The 22,084-nt window shown below is 64.3% G+C and carries 18 protein-coding genes; 8 read left to right on the forward strand and 10 right to left on the reverse strand.

Annotated features, from left to right (window positions below; all coding sequences use genetic code 11):
* Positions 1-2: 2 nt before the first annotated feature.
* The 5 genes from LB571_RS07135 to nhaA all read left to right on the forward strand — a co-directional run bounded on the left by LB571_RS07135 (position 3) and on the right by nhaA (position 6,831).
* Positions 3-893 (forward strand): DMT family transporter, encoded by an 891-nt coding sequence (locus LB571_RS07135; RefSeq protein WP_140660529.1) that lies wholly within the window; start codon positions 3-5, stop codon positions 891-893.
* Positions 894-950: 57 nt separating this feature from the next.
* Entirely contained in the window at positions 951-3,413 is a 2,463-nt protein-coding gene (hrpB, locus tag LB571_RS07140) for an ATP-dependent helicase HrpB (protein ID WP_224593285.1), read from the forward strand.
* Between the two features lie 26 nt (positions 3,414-3,439).
* Entirely contained in the window at positions 3,440-4,771 is a 1,332-nt protein-coding gene (locus LB571_RS07145; RefSeq protein ID WP_140614913.1) for an ActS/PrrB/RegB family redox-sensitive histidine kinase, read from the forward strand.
* A gap of 64 nt (positions 4,772-4,835) precedes the next feature.
* Positions 4,836-5,399: an ActR/PrrA/RegA family redox response regulator transcription factor gene (locus tag LB571_RS07150; RefSeq protein ID WP_015314185.1), complete on the forward strand. Its 564-nt coding sequence runs from the start codon at positions 4,836-4,838 to the stop codon at positions 5,397-5,399.
* 238 nt (positions 5,400-5,637) lie between these two features.
* Positions 5,638-6,831, forward strand: coding sequence for a Na+/H+ antiporter NhaA (nhaA, locus tag LB571_RS07155; RefSeq protein WP_015314184.1), 1,194 nt, complete (start codon positions 5,638-5,640; stop codon positions 6,829-6,831).
* A 47-nt stretch (positions 6,832-6,878) separates the two neighbouring features.
* Here nhaA and LB571_RS07160 read toward each other — a convergent pair whose 3' ends face one another.
* The 3 genes from LB571_RS07160 to cueR all read right to left on the reverse strand — a co-directional run bounded on the left by LB571_RS07160 (position 6,879) and on the right by cueR (position 8,779).
* On the reverse strand, positions 6,879-7,379 hold the full coding sequence (locus LB571_RS07160; protein ID WP_015314183.1) for an MmcB family DNA repair protein: 501 nt from the start codon (positions 7,377-7,379) through the stop codon (positions 6,879-6,881).
* A 335-nt stretch (positions 7,380-7,714) separates the two neighbouring features.
* Positions 7,715-8,185 carry a nucleoside deaminase gene (locus LB571_RS07165; RefSeq protein ID WP_015314178.1) on the reverse strand — a complete coding sequence of 157 codons (471 nt, stop codon included), beginning with the start codon at positions 8,183-8,185 and terminating at the stop codon, positions 7,715-7,717.
* Positions 8,186-8,293: 108 nt separating this feature from the next.
* Positions 8,294-8,779 carry a Cu(I)-responsive transcriptional regulator gene (gene cueR / locus LB571_RS07170; protein ID WP_015314177.1) on the reverse strand — a complete coding sequence of 162 codons (486 nt, stop codon included), beginning with the start codon at positions 8,777-8,779 and terminating at the stop codon, positions 8,294-8,296.
* Between the two features lie 225 nt (positions 8,780-9,004).
* Between cueR and LB571_RS07175 the strand changes: the two genes are divergently transcribed.
* Positions 9,005-9,622, forward strand: a complete 618-nt coding sequence (locus tag LB571_RS07175; protein WP_224593288.1) for a L,D-transpeptidase — start codon at positions 9,005-9,007, stop codon at positions 9,620-9,622.
* Positions 9,623-9,781: 159 nt separating this feature from the next.
* Here LB571_RS07175 and LB571_RS07180 read toward each other — a convergent pair whose 3' ends face one another.
* The 7 genes from LB571_RS07180 to LB571_RS07210 form a co-directional block, all read right to left on the reverse strand.
* The gene (locus LB571_RS07180; RefSeq protein ID WP_015314175.1) at positions 9,782-10,351 is read right to left on the reverse strand and encodes a NifU family protein; all 570 of its coding nucleotides are present in this window, start codon (positions 10,349-10,351) and stop codon (positions 9,782-9,784) included.
* A 261-nt stretch (positions 10,352-10,612) separates the two neighbouring features.
* Positions 10,613-11,104: a universal stress protein gene (locus tag LB571_RS07185; RefSeq protein WP_010913128.1), complete on the reverse strand. Its 492-nt coding sequence runs from the start codon at positions 11,102-11,104 to the stop codon at positions 10,613-10,615.
* Positions 11,105-11,196: 92 nt separating this feature from the next.
* Positions 11,197-12,264, reverse strand: a complete 1,068-nt coding sequence (gene trpS, locus LB571_RS07190; RefSeq protein WP_015314174.1) for a tryptophan--tRNA ligase — start codon at positions 12,262-12,264, stop codon at positions 11,197-11,199.
* A 172-nt stretch (positions 12,265-12,436) separates the two neighbouring features.
* Positions 12,437-14,044, reverse strand: a complete 1,608-nt coding sequence (gene murJ, locus LB571_RS07195) for a murein biosynthesis integral membrane protein MurJ (RefSeq protein ID WP_140821558.1) — start codon at positions 14,042-14,044, stop codon at positions 12,437-12,439.
* Positions 14,045-14,090: 46 nt separating this feature from the next.
* Positions 14,091-16,892 (reverse strand): [protein-PII] uridylyltransferase, encoded by a 2,802-nt coding sequence (locus LB571_RS07200; RefSeq protein WP_224593291.1) that lies wholly within the window; start codon positions 16,890-16,892, stop codon positions 14,091-14,093.
* An 89-nt stretch (positions 16,893-16,981) separates the two neighbouring features.
* Positions 16,982-17,785, reverse strand: coding sequence for a glycosyltransferase family 25 protein (locus tag LB571_RS07205; protein WP_224593294.1), 804 nt, complete (start codon positions 17,783-17,785; stop codon positions 16,982-16,984).
* Positions 17,786-18,107: 322 nt separating this feature from the next.
* Positions 18,108-18,920, reverse strand: a complete 813-nt coding sequence (locus LB571_RS07210) for a glycosyltransferase family 25 protein (RefSeq protein WP_224593297.1) — start codon at positions 18,918-18,920, stop codon at positions 18,108-18,110.
* Positions 18,921-19,122: 202 nt separating this feature from the next.
* Here LB571_RS07210 and LB571_RS07215 point away from each other — a divergent pair, with 202 nt between their 5' ends.
* Both LB571_RS07215 and LB571_RS07220 read left to right on the forward strand, forming a co-directional pair.
* Positions 19,123-21,636 carry a heavy metal translocating P-type ATPase gene (locus tag LB571_RS07215; RefSeq protein WP_224593314.1) on the forward strand — a complete coding sequence of 838 codons (2,514 nt, stop codon included), beginning with the start codon at positions 19,123-19,125 and terminating at the stop codon, positions 21,634-21,636.
* 43 nt (positions 21,637-21,679) lie between these two features.
* Entirely contained in the window at positions 21,680-22,072 is a 393-nt protein-coding gene (locus tag LB571_RS07220) for a DUF305 domain-containing protein (protein WP_224593317.1), read from the forward strand.
* Positions 22,073-22,084: the final 12 nt, after the last annotated feature.

Raw genomic sequence — 22,084 nt, forward strand, 5'->3', positions numbered from 1 at the left:
ACGTGCCGAACGGAATCCTGCTCGCCCTGATCGCCTATGCAAGCTATTCGGGCAGCGATGCCGTTATCAAGAGCCTGGGCGGCCAATTCACGGTGTTCGAGATCGGCTTCTTCTCGACTTTGTTTGCTGGCTGCTTCCTCTTCTTCAGCCGGCCGGCCAACGAGCGCTGGCGTGATTTCTGGCGTGCCAAACGTCCCTGGGCGGTGCAGGCGCGGGCCTGGGCCGGCATCGCGTCGGGCGTGCTCAGCGTCTATGCTTTCACCACCATTCCGCTGGCCGAGACCTATGCGCTCATCTTTCTGGCGCCGCTCTGCGTCACCATTCTATCCACGGTGATCCTCAAGGAAAAGGTCGGGCCCTGGCGCTGGCTGGCGGTGGTCGCCGGCTTTGCCGGCGTCATGCTGGTTGTCAGGCCGGGCTTTCGCGAGCTGCACCTTGGTCACCTTGCCGCTTTCACCATCGCTTTCCTCGCCGCCACCAACGTCATCCTGATGCGGTCGCTGGCGCAGCAGGAAAAACGCACGACCATGCTCGGCGTGCTGATCGGCTATGGGCTGCTGTTCAACGGCATCGGTGCCGCCGCGACCTCCTTCACCGTCCCGGATGGAAAACAGCTGGCATGGCTGGTGATGGCGGGCGCCTTCACCGCCTGTGGACAATTGCTGCAGTTGCTGGCCGCCAAATACGCTCCGGCCAACCGGATTGCGCCGACGCATTATTCGCAGATCGTCTGGGCGGTCATCCTCGGCGCGCTGTTCTTCCGGGAATATCCGGACTGGCTGTCGCTTGTCGGCCTCGCCGTCGTCGGCGGATCGGGCCTGCTGACCATGGTGCGCGAGGAAGTGCGGCTGGGCACGGTGCGCTGGAATCCGTTTTCCCGCACACGGCTCTAACCGGGCCCTGGTGCGATAAAGTTGCACGGCGCCTGCGACCGCTGATATGCGGGCGTAATGACGACCAAACCCTTGCCGGAACTTCCGGTATCCGCCGTGCTGCCGGCGCTGAGCGAGGCGCTCGGCTCTGGCAACAGCGCCGTGCTGGTCGCGCCACCCGGTGCCGGCAAGACCACGCTAGTGCCGTTGGCGCTGCTCGATGCGCCCTGGCTGGGCACGAGCAAGATCGTCTTGCTCGAACCGCGACGGCTCGCCGCCCGCGCCGCCGCGCGCCGCATGGCCGAGTTGCTGGGGGAAGAGCCCGGCGCCACCATCGGCTACGCCATGCGCATGGAAAACCGCACCTCGGCGCGGACGAAAATCCTGGTCGTCACCGAGGGCGTGCTGGCGCGCATGATTCTCGACGACCCTGAACTGCCCGGCGTTTCGGCGGTCATCTTCGACGAATTCCACGAGCGCTCGCTCGACGGCGATTTCGGTCTCGCTCTTGCCCTCGATGTGCAAGGCGCGCTGCGGCCGGATCTGCGTCTGCTGGTGATGTCGGCAACGCTCGACGGCGGACGGGTCGCGAAACTCCTGTCGGGCGCGCCGGTGATCGAAAGCGAGGGCCGCGCCTTCCCCGTCGATGTCAGATACGACGAGCGGCCGGCCGGTGTGCCGATCGAGGACGCCATGGCCAAGGCGATCCGCGCCGCCCTTGCCGACGAGAGCGGCAGTTTGCTTGCTTTCCTGCCCGGCCAGCGCGAGATCGAGCGCACCGCCGAGCGGCTGGCCGGCAAGGTCGGCGCCGACACCGATATCGTGCCGCTCTATGGCCAGCTCGACGGCAAGGCGCAGGACGCGGCGATCAAGCCGGCGCCGCCAGGCCGCCGCAAGGTGGTGCTGGCGACCTCCATCGCCGAGACCTCCATCACCATCGACGGCGTGCGCGTCGTCATCGATTCCGGCCTGTCGCGGCTGCCGCGCTATGAGCCGGTCAGCGGACTGACCAGATTGGAAACCGTGCGCGTCAGCAAGGCCTCCGCCGATCAGCGCGCCGGCCGCGCCGGCCGCACGCAGGCGGGCGTCGCTATCCGGCTATGGCGTGCCGAGCAGACGGCGGCACTTCCCGCCTTCACACCCCCGGAAATCCTCGAGGCGGACCTGTCGGGTCTGCTGCTCGACTGCGCCGCCTTCGGTGTCGCTGATCCAGTCAGTCTTGCTTTCCTCGATCCGCCGCCGGCTCCCGCGCTCAATGAAGCACGGGCGCTGTTGCGGGCGCTTGGGGCCATCGATGAAGCAGGGCGGCTGACGGACGCCGGCGCTGCGATGCGCAAGCTCGCTCTGCCGGTCCGGCTGGCGCATATGGTCGCCGAGGCGGCCAGCAGCGGTCATGGTGGTGAGGCGGCCATGCTTGCCGTGCTGCTGACCGAGCGTGGCCTTGGCGGTGACGGTGCCGACCTCGAACGGCGACTGATGCGCTTTCGCACGGAAAGATCGCCGCGTGCCACGTCGGCGCGCCAGCTTGCCGAGCGCCTGGCCAGGCATGTAGGCGGTGCGAAGACCAGCGGAGCTGTTCCAGCCGGAACCCTGCTCATCCACGCCTGGCCGGATCGCGTCGCCAAGGCGCGCGGCGAGCGCGGCCGTTTCGTGCTGGCCAACGGTTCCGGCGCCATGCTCGACGCCGGCGACCCGCTGGCGGGCGAGCCGTTTCTGGTCGTCGCGGACCTGCAGGGCAAAGCGCAGAATGCCCGCATTACGGCGGCTGCGGCAAGCAGTGAGGAGGACATCCGGGCAGCACTTGGCGGCAGGATCGAAACGCGCCGGCAGACGAGTTTCGATCGCGACAGGCGCGCCGTGCGGGTGCGCGAAACCGTGCGCCTTGGCGCCATCACGCTCGCCGAACGCATGTTGCCGCCGCCGGCCGGCGCCGATGCCGACCGCGCCATCATCGAGGCCCTGCGCGAGCATGGGCTTTCCCTTCTGACCTGGAGCAAGGAGGCGCAGACGCTGCGCCACCGGCTGTCCTGGCTGCACAAGGGCTTGGGCGAGCCCTGGCCCGACATGTCGGATGAAGCGCTCATCGCGCGCCTCGACGACTGGCTGCTGCCTTTTCTGTCCGGTGCGGCCTCCCTGGCCGCCATCGATCCCGGAACTGTCGCGGCCGGGCTGGCGTCGCTCGTGCCGCATGACCTGCAACGCAAGATCGAAGCACTGGCGCCGACTCATTTCGATGCCCCGTCGGGCAGCCATGTGCCGATCCGCTATGACGGCGAATGGCCGGTTCTGGCGGTGCGCGTGCAAGAATTGTTCGGCCTCGACCGCCATCCGTCGATCGCCAACGGCACCGTCCCCTTGACGCTTGAACTGTTGTCGCCGGCGCACCGGCCGATCCAGACGACGCGAGACCTGCCTGGCTTCTGGCGCGGCTCCTGGACCGATGTGCGCGCCGACATGCGCGGCCGCTATCCCAAGCATGTCTGGCCGGAAAACCCATTGCTCGCCGCCGCCACCGCCCGCGCCAAGCCGCGCGGGACCTAGCCTTTGCTGGTTTGCGGCTGTAATCCATGGCCATGATCAACATCCTGAACACGCCCGACTTCCAGCAAAGCCAGCGACTGCGCCTCAACACGCTGATCCGGCTGCGCTGGCTGGCCATTGTCGGCCAGAGCGTGACCGTGCTCGTCGTCGCCTACGGCCTGAAGTTTCCGCTGCCGGTCAGTCTGTGTTTTGCCCTCATCGCCTGTTCGGCCTGGATGAACCTGTTTCTGGCCTTTCGCTTTCCGGCCGCGCACCGGCTCACCCCGTTCGCCGCCTTCGGCATCCTGGTCTTCGACAGCCTGCAGCTTGCCGGCCTGCTCTACATGACCGGCGGCCTGACCAATCCGTTCTCGCTGCTGATGACCGTACCCGTCGTCATTTCGGCGACGTCGCTGCCCCTTCGCCTCACCGCCATCCTCGGCGGGCTGGTGATGATCGCGGCGACCTTGCTGGTCTTTCGCCATCTCCCGCTGCCCTGGTACGAAGGCGCGCCCCTGGTGATGCCCTTCATCTATGTCGCCGGCATGTGGATGGCGGTGCTGTCCTCCATTGCCTTCACCGCCATGTACGCCTTCCGGGTGGCCGCCGAAGCGCGGCTATTGGCCAACGCGCTCGCCGCCACGGAACTGGTGCTGCAGCGCGAACAGCACCTTTCCGCACTCGACGGGCTGGCGGCGGCGGCGGCGCACGAACTCGGCACCCCGCTCGCCACCATCACGCTCGTCGCCAAGGAGATGGAAAAGGCGCTCGGCAGCGATCCGAAATACGGGGAAGACGTGAAGCTGCTGCGCTCTCAGAGCGAGCGTTGCCGTGAAATCCTCAAGCGCCTGACCAGCCTGTCGTCGGAGGGCGAGGCACATCTGTCCCGCCTGCCACTGACCTCGCTGGTCGAGGAGGTGACGGCGCCACATCGCGACTTCGGCATCTCGATCAAGCTTCGCCCTGGCGAGCGGACCGGGCCGGAGCCGGTCGGGCGCCGCAATCCCGGCGTCATCTATGGTCTCGGCAATCTGGTCGAGAACGCGGTCGATTTCGCCCGCAAGAGCGTCACCGTGCGCTGGAGCTGGGACGAGGCGACGGTCTCCTTCTCGATCACCGATGACGGCCCGGGTTTCCCGCCCGAGATCATCGACCGCATCGGTGAACCCTACATGTCGACACGCCAGGGCACGGAAGCCGGAGGCGGCCTCGGGCTCGGCCTGTTTATCGCCAAGACATTGCTCGAACGTTCGGGCGCCACGCTCGACTTTCGCAATTCGAGCGGCCTCGGCGAAGGGGCCGTGGTGCGGATTTCGTGGCCGAGAAGCGTCTTCCTGAACCCGGAATCGGCCCCAGCCACCATGTTTGACACTGCGTAAATTGGACAACGGCCCCGCAAAACTATATCTGCGTAAAAATAAGGCAGCAGGAATTTTCGAGACGATGACAGGCGATGAGAACAGTGGGCCTATGGTTGAAGGCGAGGACACCTCGCTTCTGATCGTCGATGACGACAAGCCGTTCCTGACCCGTCTGGCCCGTGCCATGGAAACCAGGGGTTTCGTGGTCGAGACGGCGGAGAGCGTCGAGGAGGCCGTGGGCAAGGCGCGCGCCAATCCGCCCGCCTATGCGGTGGTCGACATGCGGCTGGGCGACGGCAACGGCCTCGATGTCGTCGCCGCCATCCGCGAGAAGCGTGAGGACTCCCGCACCATCATCCTGACCGGTTACGGCAACATCGCCACCGCGGTGACGGCGGTGAAGCTCGGCGCCGTCGACTATCTGTCGAAGCCCGCCGACGCCGACGATGTCTTTGCGGCGTTGACCCGCACCACCGGCGAGCGCGCCGCGCCGCCGGAAAACCCGATGTCGGCCGACCGCGTGCGCTGGGAGCACATCCAGCGCGTCTACGAAATGTGCGAGCGCAACGTCTCCGAGACCGCACGCCGGCTCAACATGCATCGCCGCACGCTGCAGCGGATCCTGGCCAAGCGCGCGCCCCGCTGAGAGACTGTTTGGAAATTCTGCTCTGGCGGCCATCTGGCGGCGTCTTCTGCGCTTCCGTTGCCCACGGACGCGAATGTCCGCTCCGCCGCGGTTCTCGAAACCACCGCCGCATGACTCGTCAGAGCGAACTTCGAAACAGTCTCCGAGGCGCTGAAAAGGGTTCCATGCTTGCCCGGCGGCCGGACTTTGCGCATCATTGCAAATGACGCACGCCGGCAGGCGGCATGACGGAGGCGACATGCAGGATTTGAAGCGACGGCCGGTTTCCGTCTTCCGCGAGTTCCTGGACAGCGAGGCGGCCGGCGGCATCATCCTGATGGTGGCCGCCGCCCTTGCCCTGATCGTCGCCAACTCGCCGCTCGCCGGGACCTACTTCTCGGTTCTCCACGCCTATCTCGGCCCGCTCAGCGTCTCGCACTGGGTCAATGATGGGCTGATGGCGGTTTTCTTCCTGCTCGTCGGGCTGGAGATCAAGCGCGAGATGCTGGACGGCCAGCTCTCGACCTGGCCGCGCCGGGTGCTGCCCGGCATCGCGGCGGCCGGCGGCATGGTGGTGCCGGCGCTGGTTTATGTCGCCGTCAACAGCAACAATTCGGCCGCACTGTCCGGCTGGGCGATCCCGACCGCCACCGACATCGCCTTCGCGCTCGGCGTCCTGTCGCTGCTCGGCAGCCGCGTGCCGGCCTCGCTGAAGGTCTTCCTGACCGCGCTTGCCATCATCGACGACCTCGGCGCCGTCATCATCATCGCCATATTCTACACCAGCGGCCTGTCGCTGGCCTATCTCGGCGCGGCCTTCGCCGTGATTGCCGTGCTCGTCCTGCTCAACCGTATGCGGGTGATGAACCTTGTGCCCTATCTCGTGCTTGGCGCCATCCTGTGGGTACTGGTGCTGAAGTCCGGCGTCCATGCCACGCTGGCCGGCGTGGCACTTGCGCTGACCATTCCGCTCGAACGCTCGGCCGGCATCGGCCACGACCTTGACCAATCGCCGCTGCACCGGCTCGAGCACGGCCTGCACAAGCTGGTGGCGTTTATCGTCATCCCTATCTTCGGCTTTGCCAATGCCGGCGTTTCGCTCACCGGCCTGAGTTTTAGCGCCCTGATCGAGCCGCTCACGCTGGGCGTCGCAGCCGGTCTCGTCGTCGGCAAGCTGGTCGGCGTCTTCGGCTCCTCCGCGCTCGCCATCCGCTTCGGCCTCGCCGACCTGCCGGCCAACGCCGGCTGGCCGCACATGATCGGCATTTCGCTCCTGTGCGGCATCGGCTTCACCATGAGCCTGTTCATCGGCCTGCTCGCCTTCGCCAACGACGTGGCGCTGCAGGACGCGGTCAAGGTCGGCATCCTTGCCGGTTCCTTCATCGCCGCGCTGCTTGGCGCCGCGGTGCTGCTGATGGCCCCGGCTGTGGGTGGCGAGGAAGAGACGGAGTAGCCGTTCCGGGCTGGAGCATCTGGCGGGCGTCAATTTCAGGGCTGCGATTACTCGCTCTCCCCCTCCAGCACCGGCACCGCGACACCCGCCAGTTCCGCCGCCAGCAGCCGCGCCGCGCCGGCGCGCGCGATGCGCAGCATCAGCGCCTTGCGCGTCGCCGCCGCCATGCGGTGCTCGGGCGCATCACGCAAGATCTCGGCGCCATAGCCGTCGGAGAGAATGAAGCCGCATTCCTCGGGAAAGATTTCGGCCGGCACGCCGGGATGTGTGGCGAAAAAAAAGCGGTCGGAATGCAGCCGGTAATCGGGCCATTTGCGGTCGACGCGAAAATCCTCGATCGAGGATTTGATCTCGATAATCCAGATATCGCCCTGCCGCGTCAGCGCCACGAGATCGGCGCGCCGGCCGGTGGCCAGCGACAGTTCAGGCAGCACATGCGCGCCCATCTGCATCAGCAACCGCTGCACGCCTCGCCGCACCAGCATGGCGCGCTCGGACTGGCGACCGTCGATCAGAGGGTTCAGGAGAATCGGGGAGATGATCGGCATGGCAGGCACCATGCCAGAGTTTGTTCACGGTTTGAACCCGGTTTTTAACGGCGATTATGTATTTGACAGACCTGGAGGGAGTTTGCCGGCTGACCGGGGCGGCTCGGCGGTTTGGGGGGACATCAATACGGGCAAAACCGCCGAGCCTGACTGGCGGCGGCAAATTTGGGGATTTGGGAGTTCGCCGTCAGCTTTGACCAGGATATCGCAGGGTTGACCGGTTGGCGTCATTCGAACGAAGGGCGGCGTTTCCGCTCGAGTCCATGTAGCAGTGGCCCACATTGCGCCTGTGTTCGGTCCGCTCTTTCTGACCTTTCGCGGGACGTGGAGAACCATTACCGCTGCCAGAACCCCCGGTGCACCGATACAAGTTCATCCTCAATTTCGGGGAAGGGGCCGTGGACATCGATCTTCTTCTGTCCAGAGCCGAGCACAATTCGCGCGGACAGGCTCATCGTCGGATTTTCGGGATGGTCGCCTGTCAGCGCGAGAAGCTCGGTCTCCTCGAAGCCATAGACCAGCTGGCCGATATTCGCCCAGTAGAGCGTTCCGGTGCACATCGCGCAGGGCTCGCCCGTCGAGACCAGCGTGCATGTCCAGAGAAACTCCGGCGGATAGGCTGCCGCCGCGCGCCGCGCAAGTTCGGTCTCGGCGTGATGCAGGGTGTCGATATTGCCTTGGCGCATGAGGATTGCGTCGTCGGGGCCGACCAGCACCGCGCCGAACGGATGGTGGCCGTGCGCGGCAGCCTCGCGGGCGACCGCATCGGCGGCGCGAAGGTGGGCGAGCATCTGGTCGCGGGTCATGCGCTCTCTCCGGTCGTTGGGGTCACCGGCCGGCGACCAGCGGCAGTACTTTTACCCTACGCTGATATCAGAGCGCGTAATATACCACACGAACCCATGCTGGCGGCTTCACGAGCGCGTGGCAAGGCGGCTAACGCCGCCTTCGCCCAGGCCACCCTCTTCAACAGGTGGTCTATCGCTTCCGCGGTTGGGTTTGCCGCCGGCCAACGCCGCCCCCGCCATGTCATCCAAAATCGGGCAGTCCGGCCGCTCGTCGCCATGGCAGGCGTGAACGAGCTTCTGCAGCGTCGAGCGCATCGATTGCAGTTCGCGCACCTTCTCCTCGATGGCGGTGACGTGGGCGGCGGCGATTGCGCGCACGTCGTGGCTGGCGCGGCCGCGATCCTTGTAGAGCGCCATCAGCTGGCGACAATCGTCTATCGAAAAGCCGAGATTGCGCGCGCGGCGCAGGAAGGCCAGCCGGTGGATATCGTCGCCCGAATAATCGCGATAGCCATTGGCGGCGCGCGCGGGCGCGATCAGGCCGATCTCCTCATAGTAGCGGATGGTCTTGGCCGGCAGGCCTGAGCGGTGAGCGGCGTCGCCGACATTCATGACGGATCCTCGAGTTTCGCGGGCCTGCGATTCAGGCCCATTGAATTTCCTTCACAATCCGGTGAAGTATGTTGCCGAAATGCCATAGTGATACGCATACCAGCACGTAAGTCCCCGCATATAGGCATCGTGTGCTTGGCAAGCAAAGCAAATGCCAGCATGAATGATGGCGAGAAAGCGGCCGACTCGTGCCGCTCTAGTTTGGGCGGGGCACCGGATCACCACATGCGCATGAAGTCGCTTGCAATAATCGCCGCATTGGCGCTGTCCACTGCTATTGCCGGTTGCAGCACCATCGGCGGGCAGATGTTCTCCAACGACTATGGCGCGGTGACCGATGCCGGTTACCAGCTGCCACGTATCCCGATCGAGAAGGTGCCCTCGAAGTACCATCGCCAGGAAGTGAGTTACGACTCCAAGGAAAAGCCCGGCACCATCATCGTCGATACGCAGAACAAGTTCCTGTACTTCATCGAGGGCGATGGCCGGGCAATCCGCTACGGTATCGGCGTCGGCCGCGAGGGCTTCGAATGGCACGGCACCGCCCATATCGCCATCAAGCGCGAATGGCCGACCTGGACGCCGCCTTCGCAGATGATCAAGCGCCAGCCCGAACTCGCCAAGTTCGCCGGCGGCATGGAGCCGGGCCTGAAGAACCCGCTCGGCGCGCGCGCCATGTACCTGTTCAACAAGGGCGGTGACATGGGCTACCGCCTTCACGGCAGCCCGGAATGGAACTCGATCGGCAAGGCCATGTCGTCGGGTTGCATCCGGCTGATGAACCAGGACGTCATCGACCTCTACAATCGCGCCGAGGTCGGCGCCAAGGTCATCGTTCTTTAGACCATGATCCCGGAAAGCCTGTCCGCTTTTCCGGCAGATCGTGGTTAAACTGGAAGTCGCCTTTCATACGCGGACCGTCTAGGCAACAACGGACGTCCCAAACAGAAAACCGGGCAATTCGGCCCGGTTTTTTGTTGTCCGTGGGTAGGAAATTGCCGTCTAAGAGACCTGCTCGACCTGCTGCACTTCCGGCACGAAATGGCGAAGCAGGTTCTGGATGCCGTGCTTCAGCGTCGCCGTCGAAGACGGGCAGCCGGCGCAGGCGCCTTTCATGTGCAGGAACACGGTGCCGTTCTCGAAGCCGCGGAAGGTGATGTCGCCGCCGTCCTGCGCCACCGCTGGGCGCACCCGCGTGTCGAGCAGCTCCTTGATGGTGATGACGAGTTCCTCGTCGGCCTTGTCATAGAATTCACCGGTCTGGCTGGTCTCGGCGGCGGGGCCGGCCTTGGCCATGACAGGCGCACCGGACATGAAATGCTCCATGATCGCACCGAGGATCGCCGGCTTCAGGTGCTGCCAGTCCGGGCCGTCCTTGGACACGGTGATGAAATCGTAGCCGAAGAACACGCCGGTGACGCCGGGAATTTCGAACAGCCGCCCAGCCAGCGGCGAGGCAATGGCCGCACTGTCGGCATCGCGGAAATCGGCGGTGCCTTCTAGGAGCACTTCCTTGCCGGGCAGGAATTTCAGCGTCGCCGGATTGGGCGTCGACTCGGTCTGGATGAACATGGCCGTCTCCATGCCCGTTTTGGGCAACTAGTTTGGAATAGTTCTAAATAGGCTCTATCGGCTGGACATTCAAGCGAAACGCATCGCCGGAATGTTTTTGCGACTCATGCCAAGCACTGTGAAGTGTGTCGAGATTCGGGTCAGGCCGAATCGAAAATGATGGTTTCCGAGAACCGGAGCGGAGCGTACTTAAGCACGTGAGCACCGGAAGCGCAGGAAGCCGCCATTTGCAGGCCGGCATCACCCGAATGTCGATACACTTCAGGCGAGGCTGTCGATCTCCTCATCCGACAAATTCTGCGGCACCACGGTCACCGGGATCGGAAAGGCAGCACCTTTGCCTGCCACGGCACCGACCAGCGGTCCCGGACCTTCCTTGCCGGCGCCGGCCGCCAGCACGAGGATGGCGATGTCCTGGTCTTCCTCGATCAGCTTGTGGATCTCTTCCGTCGGCTTGCCTTCGCGCACCACCATCTCCGGTTCGATGCCGAGCTTCTGCCGCACCTTGTTGGCGTAGCCGTCCAGCGCCGCGCGCGCCGTGGCGTTCGCCTCCTCGCGCATGATCTTCTCGACCCCCAGCCAGTGCTGGAAGTCGTCCGGTACGATGACATAGAGCAGCACCAGCGTGCCGCTGGTGCTCTGCGCCCGCTTGGAGGCGTAGGCGACGGCGCGCTCGCATTCCGGCGTGTCGTCGATGATCGTCAGGAATTTCCTGCGGTGACCGGCTTCGCGGCTGAGGCGTTTGGAGACCATGTCTATCTACTCGGTGTCTTTTCGGGCGCAATCTGCCACCGCCGCTGACCGGCGGCAAGCCGCCGGCCTTGTGCCAGTGTTGTGCGCCGCGATCAGCCCTGCAGCAGCCCGATAATGTCGCGCACCGTCTTCATCGTCGTTTCGGCGAGCACGCCGGCGCGTTCGCCGCCATCCCGCAGCACGGCGTCGACATAGGCGCGGTCGCCCTGGATGCGGCGCATCTCGGTGGCGATCGGCGCCAGCCTCTCCACCGCGAGATCGGCCAGCGCCGGCTTGAACACAGAGAACTGCTGGCCGCCGAATTCCTTAAGCACATCGGCTTTCGACATCTCGGCGAGACCGGCATAGATGCCGACCAGGTTCTCCGCCTCGGGCCGGCTTTCCAGCCCGTCGACCTCGCTCGGCAAGGCCTCCGGGTCGGTCTTGGCCTTGCGGATCTTCTTCGAGATGGCGTCGGCATCGTCGGTCAAGTTGATGCGCGACAGGTCCGACGGGTCCGACTTCGACATCTTCTTGGAGCCGTCACGCAGCGACATGATGCGCGCTGCCGGCCCGCCGATGACCGGCTCGGTCAGCGGGAAATAGCCGTTCACCGTCTCCTCGCCTATCCTCATCTCGACGCCGACCCCAAGACCGGCGATGCGGTCGGAGAAATCGTTGTTGAATTTCTGCGCGATGTCGCGTGTCAGTTCCAGGTGCTGCTTCTGGTCCTCGCCCACCGGCACGTGGGTGGCGCGATAAAGCAGGATGTCGGCCGCCATCAGCGAGGGATAGGCAAGCAAGCCCAGCGAGGCGTTCTCGCGGTCCTTGCCGGCCTTGTCCTTGAACTGCGTCATCTTGTTCATCCAGCCTATGCGCGCCACGCAATTGAAGATCCAGGCGAGCTCCGCGTGCTGCATCACCCGCGACTGGTTGAAGACGATGTGCTTCTTCGGGTCGATGCCGGAGGCGAGGAACGCCGCGGTGATCGACCGCGTCTGGTCGGCAAGGTCGTCATGGACAAGCTGGGCGGTCAGCGAATGCAGGTCGACGACGCAATAGATGCAGTCGGACGTATCCTGCAGGGCGACGAATTTCTTGATGGCGCCGAGATAGTTGCCGAGATGCAGATTGCCGGTCGGCTGAACACCGGAGAAGACGAGTGGCTTGAAGGCGGACATGGTTTTCCTCATGGCTTGTGGAGGGCCGTATAAGCGTGATTCCGAAAAGTTGCGGACTTTTCGGAGCCAATCGTGTGGCTGGAAACCGCGCGCGGCGAAAGTCTGCGACGGCGCGCTTATGGACGAGAGCGCGGGCGGGATCAAGACCGGCCAGGCGGGATGCTCGGCCGATCTATTCGTCGAGTTCTGATTTTGCCACGGACGGGCCGGCTTCTGTCCTCCGGCGCCCCACATTGCGCCGGATCATGCTGAAATCGGCGCCGCCGGTGGCGAAAGCGGTGGCGAAATAGAGCAGCGCCCCGCCGGCCACCAGCGCCAGCACCGTCGTCGCCTTGACGACCAGCGGCGAGCCGGGGCCGATCCTTGTGGCCAACCAATGTTCGGCGAAATAGAGTGCGACACCCATGACCACCGCCGACAGCACCAGCCGTGGGATGCGCCTCAACAGCGGCACGTCGCGGCCCCAATGGCCGCGCCGGATCAGCACGGCAAGCAGCATCAGCGCGTTGACCCAGCCGGCGACGGCGGAGGCCACGGCGATGCCGGGTGCACCCATCCTCGGGAACAGCGTCAGCGCGGTGGCGACGTTCACCGCCACTGAGATTGCGGCGAAGATCATCGGCGTGCGCGTATCCTCGCGGGCGAAATAGCCTGGGGTGAAGGCCTTGATCAGCACGAAGGCCGGCAGGCCGAGACCGAAGATCGCCAGGATCGCCGCCACGACAGGTGTCGAATGGTTGGCGGCGAACGCGCCGCGCTCATAGACCAGCCGCACGATCGGCTCCGCCATCACCCAGAGCGCCGCCGCCGCCGGCAAGGTCATGAACAGGGTGAATTCGACGGAGCGGTTCTGCAGATTGGCTGCCTCGATCAGATTGCCTGACTTCAGCGCCCGCGACAGTTCGGGCAACAGCACGATCGCCACCGCGACGCCGACGACACCGAGCGGCAACTGGTAGACGCGGTCGGCATAAGCCAGCGAGGACACGGCACTGTCCTGCGCCGAGGCGATGGCCGTTCCGATCAGCTGGTTGATCTGGGTGATGCCACCGGTGATCGCCGCCGGCAGCGCCAGGATCAGGAGCCGCTTCACGTTCGGCGTCATCCGAGGCCGGCGGAAGCCGATCGAGATGCCCGCATTGCGCACCGCCACCCAGACGATGGCGAGTTGCACGACGCCGGCCGCCAGCACGCCCCAGGACAGGCCGAAGCCGACAGCGTGTGCATCCAGTCCGTGATACCAGGCATAGCCAAGCACGCTGATGAGGATGATGTTGAGGAACGCCGGCGCGATTGCCGCGGCGAAATAGCGCCGCAAGGAGTTCAGCATGCCCGCCATCATGGCGGCGAGCGACATGCAGATCAGATAAGGGAACATAATCGTCGCAAGCGTGACGGTCGTCTCGAACTTGCCCGGCGTGTCGGCAAAGCCCGGCGCCACCAGGTAGCGCACGATCAGCGGCATCGCCAGTTCCATGGCGATGGTCAGCGCCAGGAGCGCGGTGAACAGCACCCCGAACACCTCTTCGGAAAAACGCTTGGCGCCATCGGTGCCGTGTGTCTCGATCTCCTTGGCGAACAGCGGCACGAAGGCGGCATTGAACGCGCCCTCGGCGAACAGCCGGCGAAAGGTGTTGGGGAACTGGAAGGCGGCATTGAAGGCGTCCGCGACCGGTCCGGTGCCGAGTGCGGCCGCCATCAGCATCTCGCGGCCGAAACCGAGCGCACGGCTCATCAGCGTGCCGGACGCGACGGTAGCGAATTTCTTGACGAGACTCATGCGTTCGCAAACTGCCTGTGGGATTGGAAGAAGGGGATGATGGCCGTCACTCGGCGGCTGCCTTGGCCTTGCCGCCGCGTTCGAGCGCTACACCTTCGAGCGTCGCTATCAGCCGGTTGCGGATGGTGGCGATGCGGGCCGGGTTGTCGATCTTCTGGCCGGTCAGGTCGGTGACATAGAAAGTGTCGATGACCTTCTCGCCGAAGGTGGTGATATGCGCCGATGCGATGTCGAGCGACAGGTCGGACAGTGTTCCGGTGATTTCCGACAGCAGGCCGGGGCGGTCGAGCCCCTCGACCTCGATCACCGAAAACCGGTTCGACAATGCGTTGCGGATTTCGGCGCGTGGCGGAATCTTGAAGACCTTGGATCCGCGCCTTGGCTTGGTGCGTTTCTCGATCATCTCCGGCAGCCAGCTCTTGCCCGACAGCACGTCCTCAATCAGCCGGCCGACACGCTCGGCCCGCCGGCGTTCGTCCTCGTCGCGGTCGAATTCCCTCGAGATCAGGATCGTGTCCAGCGCGCGGCCGTCCGACGTGGTGAAGATCTGCGCGTCGACGATGTTGCCGCCGGCGCCGGCGCATGCCCCGGCGATGACCGAGAGAAGACGGGGGTGGTCCTGCGCCAGCACGGTGATTTCGGTCACCGCCTCGAATTGGTGGGTCTTGACCATGGTGGCGAGCTTGTTGCCCGCCGCGTCCGCCTCACGGATGAACTCGGCGTGGCGAAGCTGGTCCGGCAGGTCCACGGTCAGCAGGTAGTTTTCATAATGCAGCCCGACATAGCGCTTGCGCGCCTTGTCGGGCCAGTCGGCGAGCGCCTCGGCCAGGCGTTCGCGCGCCGCCGCCGTGCGTTGGGCGCGCGAGACTTCCGAAAAGCCGCCGGTCAGCAGCAGTTCGGTTTCGTAGTAGAGCGTACGCAGCAACTGGCCCTTCCAGCCGTTCCACACGCCCGGTCCGACGCCCCTGATGTCGCAAACGGTGAGGATCAACAGCATCTTCAACCGCTCGACCGATTGCACGATCGAGGCGAAGTCCTCGATCGTCTTGCGGTCGTTGAGGTCCCGGGTCTGCGCCGTCATCGACATGACGAGGTGGTTCTCGACCAGCCAGGCGACGGCTTCCGTATCGGCCGGCGAAAGCCCCATATGCGGGCAGATCCGCCTTGCGATCCTGGCGCCAGCCTCGGAATGGTCCTCTGGTCTGCCCTTGGCGATGTCGTGCAGCAGGACGGCGACATAGAGCGCCTCGCGGCTTTTCTTCAGCCCGGGCATCAGCGCATGCGACAGCGGATGCACCTTCTCGCCGTCGCCGCGCTCGATCTCGGCCAGCACGCCGATGCAGCGGATCAGGTGCTCGTCGACCGTGTAGTGGTGGTACATCGAGAACTGCATCATGGCGACGATCTTGCCGAAATCCGGGATCAGCCGGCCCAGCAATCCCGCCTCGTTCATCCGCCGCAGGTTGAGCTCGGCGTTGCGGTCCGAGGTCAATATGTCGAGGAACAGCCGGTTGGCTTCCTCGTCGCGCCTGAGCGACTTATTGACCAGGCCGAGCGAACGGGTGAGCAGTTTCAGCGCATCGGGATGGAATTCCAGCCCGTGCTTGTCTGCAAACCAGAACAGCCTGAGAAGATTGACCGGGTCGCGCTCGAAGACGCCGTCGTCGGCGATGTTGATGCGATGGTTGTCGACGATGAAGTCCGACGTGCCGGCAAGCTTGCGCTTGCGGCGCTGGAAGGTGAGGAAGATGCGGTTGAAGCCGGGAACATGCTTGGCCTGCTCCTCCTCCAGCGCGGCGCAGAAGATGCGGGTCAGGTCGCCGACATCCTTGGCGACGAGGAAATAGTGCTTCATGAAGCGTTCGACCGCCGACAGGCCGGGATGGGTCGTATAGCCGAGCCGTTCGGCGATCTCGCGCTGAATGTCGAAATGCAGCCGCTCCTCGGCCTTGCCGGTGAGGAAGTGCATGTGGCAGCGCACCGCCCACAGGAAATCCTCGGCCTTCTGGAACTCGCGGTACTCGGCTTCGGTGAAGACGCCTTTTTCGACCAGTTCCTCGCCGGTGCGCACCCGGTAAAAATACTTGCCGATCCAGAACAGCGTCTGCAGGTCGCGCAGGCCGCCCTTGCCGTCCTTGACGTTGGGCTCGACCAGATAGCGGCTTTCGCCGGCCTTGGCATGGCGCTCGTCGCGTTCGGCAAGCTTGGCCTGCACATATTCCGGGCCGGTCGTGCGCACCACCTCATGATCGAAGCGCAGCATCAACTCGTCATAGAGCTTGCGTTCGCCCCACAGGAAACGGGCTTCCAGGATCGAGGTGCGGATGGTGATGTCGGTGCGCGACAGCCTGAGGCACTCATCGATGTTGCGGGTGGCATGGCCGACCTTCAGCCCCATGTCCCACAGCATGTAGAGCATATATTCGACCGTCTGTTCGCCCCACGGCGTCTGCTTGTAAGGCAGCAGGAACAGAAGGTCGATGTCGGATCCCGGCGCCAGCGTGCCGCGGCCATAGCCGCCGACGGCAACGACCGCCATGCGTTCGGCCGAGGATCGGTTCTTCACCCGGTAGACATGGGTTGCGGCAAAATCGTAGAGCGAGCGGATCAGCTCGTCCATCAGGTGCGACAGCCGTTCGGCGCAGGCATTGCCGCCGCCATCTTGCCTCAGCATGGCCTCGGCTGTCTTGCGGCCCTCGGCGAGACGCCCCTTGAGAAGCTGAAGGACGGCCGTGCGGATGGCCTTGCTAGAACCGTCGCCGGCGCTGGCCGTGGTCAGCGCGGTCATCTCGCGGCGCAAGGCTTCGCCGTCGATCAGTTCATCGAGCTTCAGGGAGATTTTTGCCATAGATACCGGTCGGCCTTGCCTTTTGGGCGGCGTCTATAGCGTGTTTTCGCGGCGCTGGGTATGGGCCTGCTGTCAATCCCGCAAACGCTCTAGTCGTTTGCCTCGACTGGAGCGAGCGGGACGACAATCTGCCGCCGTAGCCTGCACAGATCGGTGATCTGCCGCGCTGCCCGGCTGGCCTCCCTGCGGATACGCGCGAGTGCCCGTATCCTGTGTCCATTGGCGAGCCCGCTTGCGACCCACTCGGCCTCCCTACCCTGTTCGAGCAGGCTCGGCAACCTGTTGCCCACGAACTGGTCCTGCGCACAGAGCGCCGGAACAAGCTGGTAGATCGTCTTGCCGGTCGAGATCGCGAATGTGGGATCGAAGATGAGATTGTCCACCGCCACATTGACATCGGCAGTTGTCTCGAGAAGGGCGCGTGCCATCTGCCGGGAGAGCAGGTATCCGCCCGTCCCTATATGGTTCTTGCGGAGCCTGAACAGGGAAAACCCGCCGCCGACGGGAAACCTCTCCCGCTGGATCACGGTAGTGTGGAAGAATGTCTCGAGCTTGACGACATCTGCGTCGGCGGGAATCCAGCTCGTATCGGCAAGCAACGTACCGGCTTTCGCGGAAAACACCATGTCGTCCTCGAAGACGGCGCCGTAGGGCGCTTCATCTTGCGCGATGATGGCCCAGCAGGCGCGATGGCTGTGCAAGCACGCGATCTCGCTGCCGGACAGACGTCGCACCGCATATCGTGCATGCTGGCGCTGCAGCGCGAGGTCTGGCCGGTCCCTTGCATCGATTGCGGCAACCCGCTCGAATCCGAGGCCGATGCGCGCAAACTCCGCCGTCATATGGGCAAGCCGGTCGGGGGATCTATCGAGGTTGATGACCAGACACTTCATTTCTTTAACCAAACTTTTTTCTTATGGCGCTCTATAGCACATGCGGACCAGAGTTTTTATTTATGAGAAGGACTTGGTTTTTTGTAAATAAACAGGGAAACACGGATGTTTACCATCTCCTGGCTGGAATCACTATCGATATTTTGGATAAAGCAGGATTCAATTTCTATGTCCGCTCGCCACACGGCAAGGTGGAAGCAACGCGGAGCTCTATATTTATCTTGGCAGGCTTTGGAGCTTCCTGCCATAGATGTCGGTCGGGCTTGCCTTCCGGCGGAGCTCAAGCGCATTCCTGCGGCGCCGGATATGGACTTGCCGGCCGTCAGGCAAGATTAGGCGGCTTCCCAGTCGTCTCGAAGGGGACAACGATGTGTCGCCGACCTCTGCAGAAGCCGAGAACCCACCGCGCTATCCGTCCGCCTTCCCTCATTATTCTTTCAGCCGTCGGGCTTCTGCGTTTCGCGGCAAGCTCATTACCGGTTCTTGCGGCATCCCGCTCTTGGCCAAGCAGGCTTGGGAGTCGGTCTCTGACGAACTGGTCCTGCACACACAGCGCAGGGACGAGCTGGTAGATCGTCTTGCTGGATGAGACCCCGAACGCCGGGGTGAAAAGTAGATCGTCGGCGGTGATATTGATCGTTTCAGTCGCTTCGAGGAGATCGCGCGCGGCCTGTCTGGAGATAATGTAACCCCCGGTCCCCGGATGGTTCTTGTAAAGCCTGAACGCGGAAAAACCATGACCGGCGGCGATCCTTCGCCGGTGGATGAGGGTCTTCTTGAAGTACGTTTCCAATTTGACAATGTCGGCATCGGGCGGAATCCATCCGTCGTCAGCAAGCAACGGACTGGCCTTTGCTGAAAAAACCACGTCATCCTCGAAAACGGCGCCGTAGCGAGCCTCGTCCTGCGCCAGCATCGTCCAGCAGACGCGATGGCTGTGCAGGCAGGCGACCTCGCTGGCCAACAAACGCCGGGACGCATAAATCGGATGTTGCGGTTGCTGCCCGAGTTCAGGGTGGCTACGTGCATCGACCGCCGCAACGCGTTGGAACGCGACGCCGATCCGGGCGAACTCTGCACTTATGTGTGCAAGTCGGTCCGGGGACCGATCTAGGTTTATGACCAGGCACTTCATTGTCGACAAAGGTCCAGCGGGATGGGCGGCGAACGATATATTAGAAGCGGCGCGCTTTTTAGTGTGGGCGCGCGGTTGTGTACAGTTTTCGCCATTTGGTCAATCCGCTGGGTTCGGAGAACCGAATTCAAAACAGCCCTTGACCTTCCAGTTACTGGAAGCACTACCTCTGCCTCGAAGCAGGTGCATCGAGGCATTAGAAATGACGCATTCAGATCACGATCATCACACGCATGGCGCTCATGGCGGCTGCTGCGCGGCAAAGGGCACGGGCGGAGATTCGGATGCGGTTCTGCGCGATCCGGTCTGCGGCATGACGGTGGAGCCGGCCGCCGGCAAGCCGACATCCGAGCATGGCGGCCGCCTCTATCATTTCTGCAGCGAGCGATGCCGTTCGAGGTTCCAGGCCGAGCCGGAAAGCTACCTGACCGCCGTCGACCCTGTCTGCAGCATGATCGTCGACCGCGCCGACGCCAGGTATTTCGCCCGCCATGAAGGCCAGGGCTTCTATTTCTGTTCGGCCGGCTGCAAGGCGAAGTTCGAGGCGGCGCCGCAAACTTATCTCGGCGACACGCCGGCGCCGGCGCCGATGCCCAAGGGCACGCAATACACTTGCCCCATGCATCCGCAGATTCTCCGCGACAAGCCCGGCTCCTGCCCGATCTGCGGCATGGCGCTCGAGCCCATGGGCGTGCCGACGGGCGATGAAGGGCCAAATCCCGAACTGGTCGACTTCACCAGACGCCTCTGGGTGAGCGCGGTGCTGTCGGTCCCGCTGCTGATCGTAGCCATGGCGCCGATGGTAGGCCTGCCGCTTGAGGGCCTGGTCGAGGATCGCGCGAAGGTCTGGATCGAACTGGTGCTGGCGAGCCCGGTGGTGCTGTGGGCCGCTTTCCCGTTTTTCCATCGCGGCTGGGACTCGATGCTCAACCGCAGCCCCAACATGTGGACGCTGATTTCGCTGGGTGTCGGCGCCGCCTATCTCTACAGCGTCGTCGCCACGCTCTTCCCGGACATCTTTCCGCATCAGTTTCGCGGCCATGGCGGTGCGGTGCCGGTCTATTTCGAGGCGGCCGCCGTCATCGTCGCGCTGGTCTTCCTCGGCCAGGTGCTGGAACTGCGCGCCCGCGAGAAGACCGGATCGGCGATCCGAGCTTTGCTCGACCTCGCGCCGAAGACCGCGCGGCGGGTCGCCGAGGACGGCGCCGAGATCGATGTCGGGCTGGACGAGGTCAAGACCGGCGATCGCCTGCGCATCCGTCCCGGCGATGCCGTCCCGGTCGACGGCACGGTGCTCGAAGGCCGCTCCTCCATCGATGAATCGATGATTACGGGCGAGCCCTTGCCAGTCGAGAAGGCCGAAGGCGACGCCTTGACCGGCGGCACGCTCAACAAGAATGGCTCGCTGATCATGCGCGCCGAACGGATCGGCGCCGAGACGACGCTGTCGCGCATCGTCGAACTCGTCGCCAAGGCACAGCGCTCGCGCGCCCCGATCCAAGGCCTGGCCGACCGCGTTTCCTTCTACTTTGTCCCGACCGTCGTCCTGGTCGCGATCGCCGCATTCGTCGCCTGGGCGATCTTCGGCCCCGAGCCCAGCCTGATCTTCGCCATCGTCTCGGCGGTTTCGGTGCTGATCATCGCCTGTCCCTGTGCGCTGGGTCTCGCCACACCGATGTCCATCATGACCGCGACCGGGCGCGGCGCGCATGCCGGCGTGCTGATCAAGGAAGCCGCCGCGCTCGAGCGCTTCGCCTCCGTCGACACGCTGATCGTCGACAAGACCGGCACGCTGACCGAGGGCCGGCCGAAATTGACTGATGTCGTGGCTGCCAGCGGCTTTTCCGAGGACGAATTGCTGAGATGCGCCGCGAGCCTGGAAAAAGGGTCGGAGCATCCGCTGGCCGAGGCCATCGTCGACGGAGCCGGCCAGCGCGGCGTGAAGATCGCCGAGGCCGGCAGCTTCGAGGCGGTTACCGGCAAAGGCGTTTCCGGCACGGTGTCGGACAAGAAGGTCGCGCTCGGCAATACCGCGATGATGGCCGATCTCGCCATCGACGTTTCCGGGGTCCTGGCCAGCGTGGAAGCCTTGCAGGGCGATGGCAAGACGGTGATGTTCGTCGCTGTCGACGGCAAGCTGGCCGGCATCGTCGCCGTCGCCGATCCGGTCAAGGCGACCACGGCCGAGGCGATCAAGGCGCTGCATGGCAGCGGGCTGCGGATCATCATGGCGACCGGCGACAATGAGCGCACGGCCAGGGCGATCGCTGGACATCTCGGCATAGACGAGGTTCGGGCAGGTCTGTTGCCGGAACAGAAGGCAGCGCTGGTCGAGGAACTGCGCGGCAAGGGTGCCGCCGTCGCCATGGCCGGCGACGGCGTCAACGATGCGCCCGCGCTTGCCGCCGCCGATGTCGGCATCGCCATGGGAACGGGCGCCGATGTCGCGGTCGAAAGCGCCGGCATCACCTTGGTCAAGGGCGACCTCAACGGCATCGTCCGCGCCCGAACCCTGGCCCAGGCGACCATCGGTAATATCCGGCAGAACCTGTTCTTCGCCTTCCTCTACAATGTGCTTGGTGTGCCGGTCGCGGCCGGCGTGCTTTATCCGCTCACCGGCACGCTACTGTCGCCGATGCTGGCGGCGGCGGCGATGAGCCTGTCCTCGGTCTCGGTGATCGCAAACGCACTGCGCCTGAGAACGTTGAAACTCTGAGATTAACCCCCAGATACGAAACCCAACCGACAGGAGACCATGAATGACCTTGGCTAAAAAACTCGTGCTGCTGCTGATGGCCGCCGGAATGCTGCTTGCCGTTTTCCTCGAAAGCGTGCCGGCGCAGAGCGAGGAGATGAAGCACGACAAGGGTGCCATGGCCATGGGGGCGGAAAGCCCTTCCACGGCGGGCTACAAGGCGGCGATGGACAAGATGCATACCGACATGATGGCCTCGCAATATACCGGCAACGCCGATGTCGATTTCGTCCGCGGCATGATCCCGCATCATCAGGGGGCGATCGACATGGCCAAGGTCGAGCTGGCCAACGGCAAGGATCCGGAAATCCGCAAACTCGCCGAAGGCGTCATCGCCGCGCAGGAAGCCGAAATCAAGCAGATGCAGGACTGGCTCGCCGCCCATCCGCTGAAGTAAGGCATCAACGGC

It is taken from the genome of Mesorhizobium sp. BR1-1-4 (genome assembly GCF_020165375.1).
GTDB classification, from domain to species: Bacteria; Pseudomonadota; Alphaproteobacteria; order Rhizobiales; family Rhizobiaceae; genus Mesorhizobium; species Mesorhizobium australicum.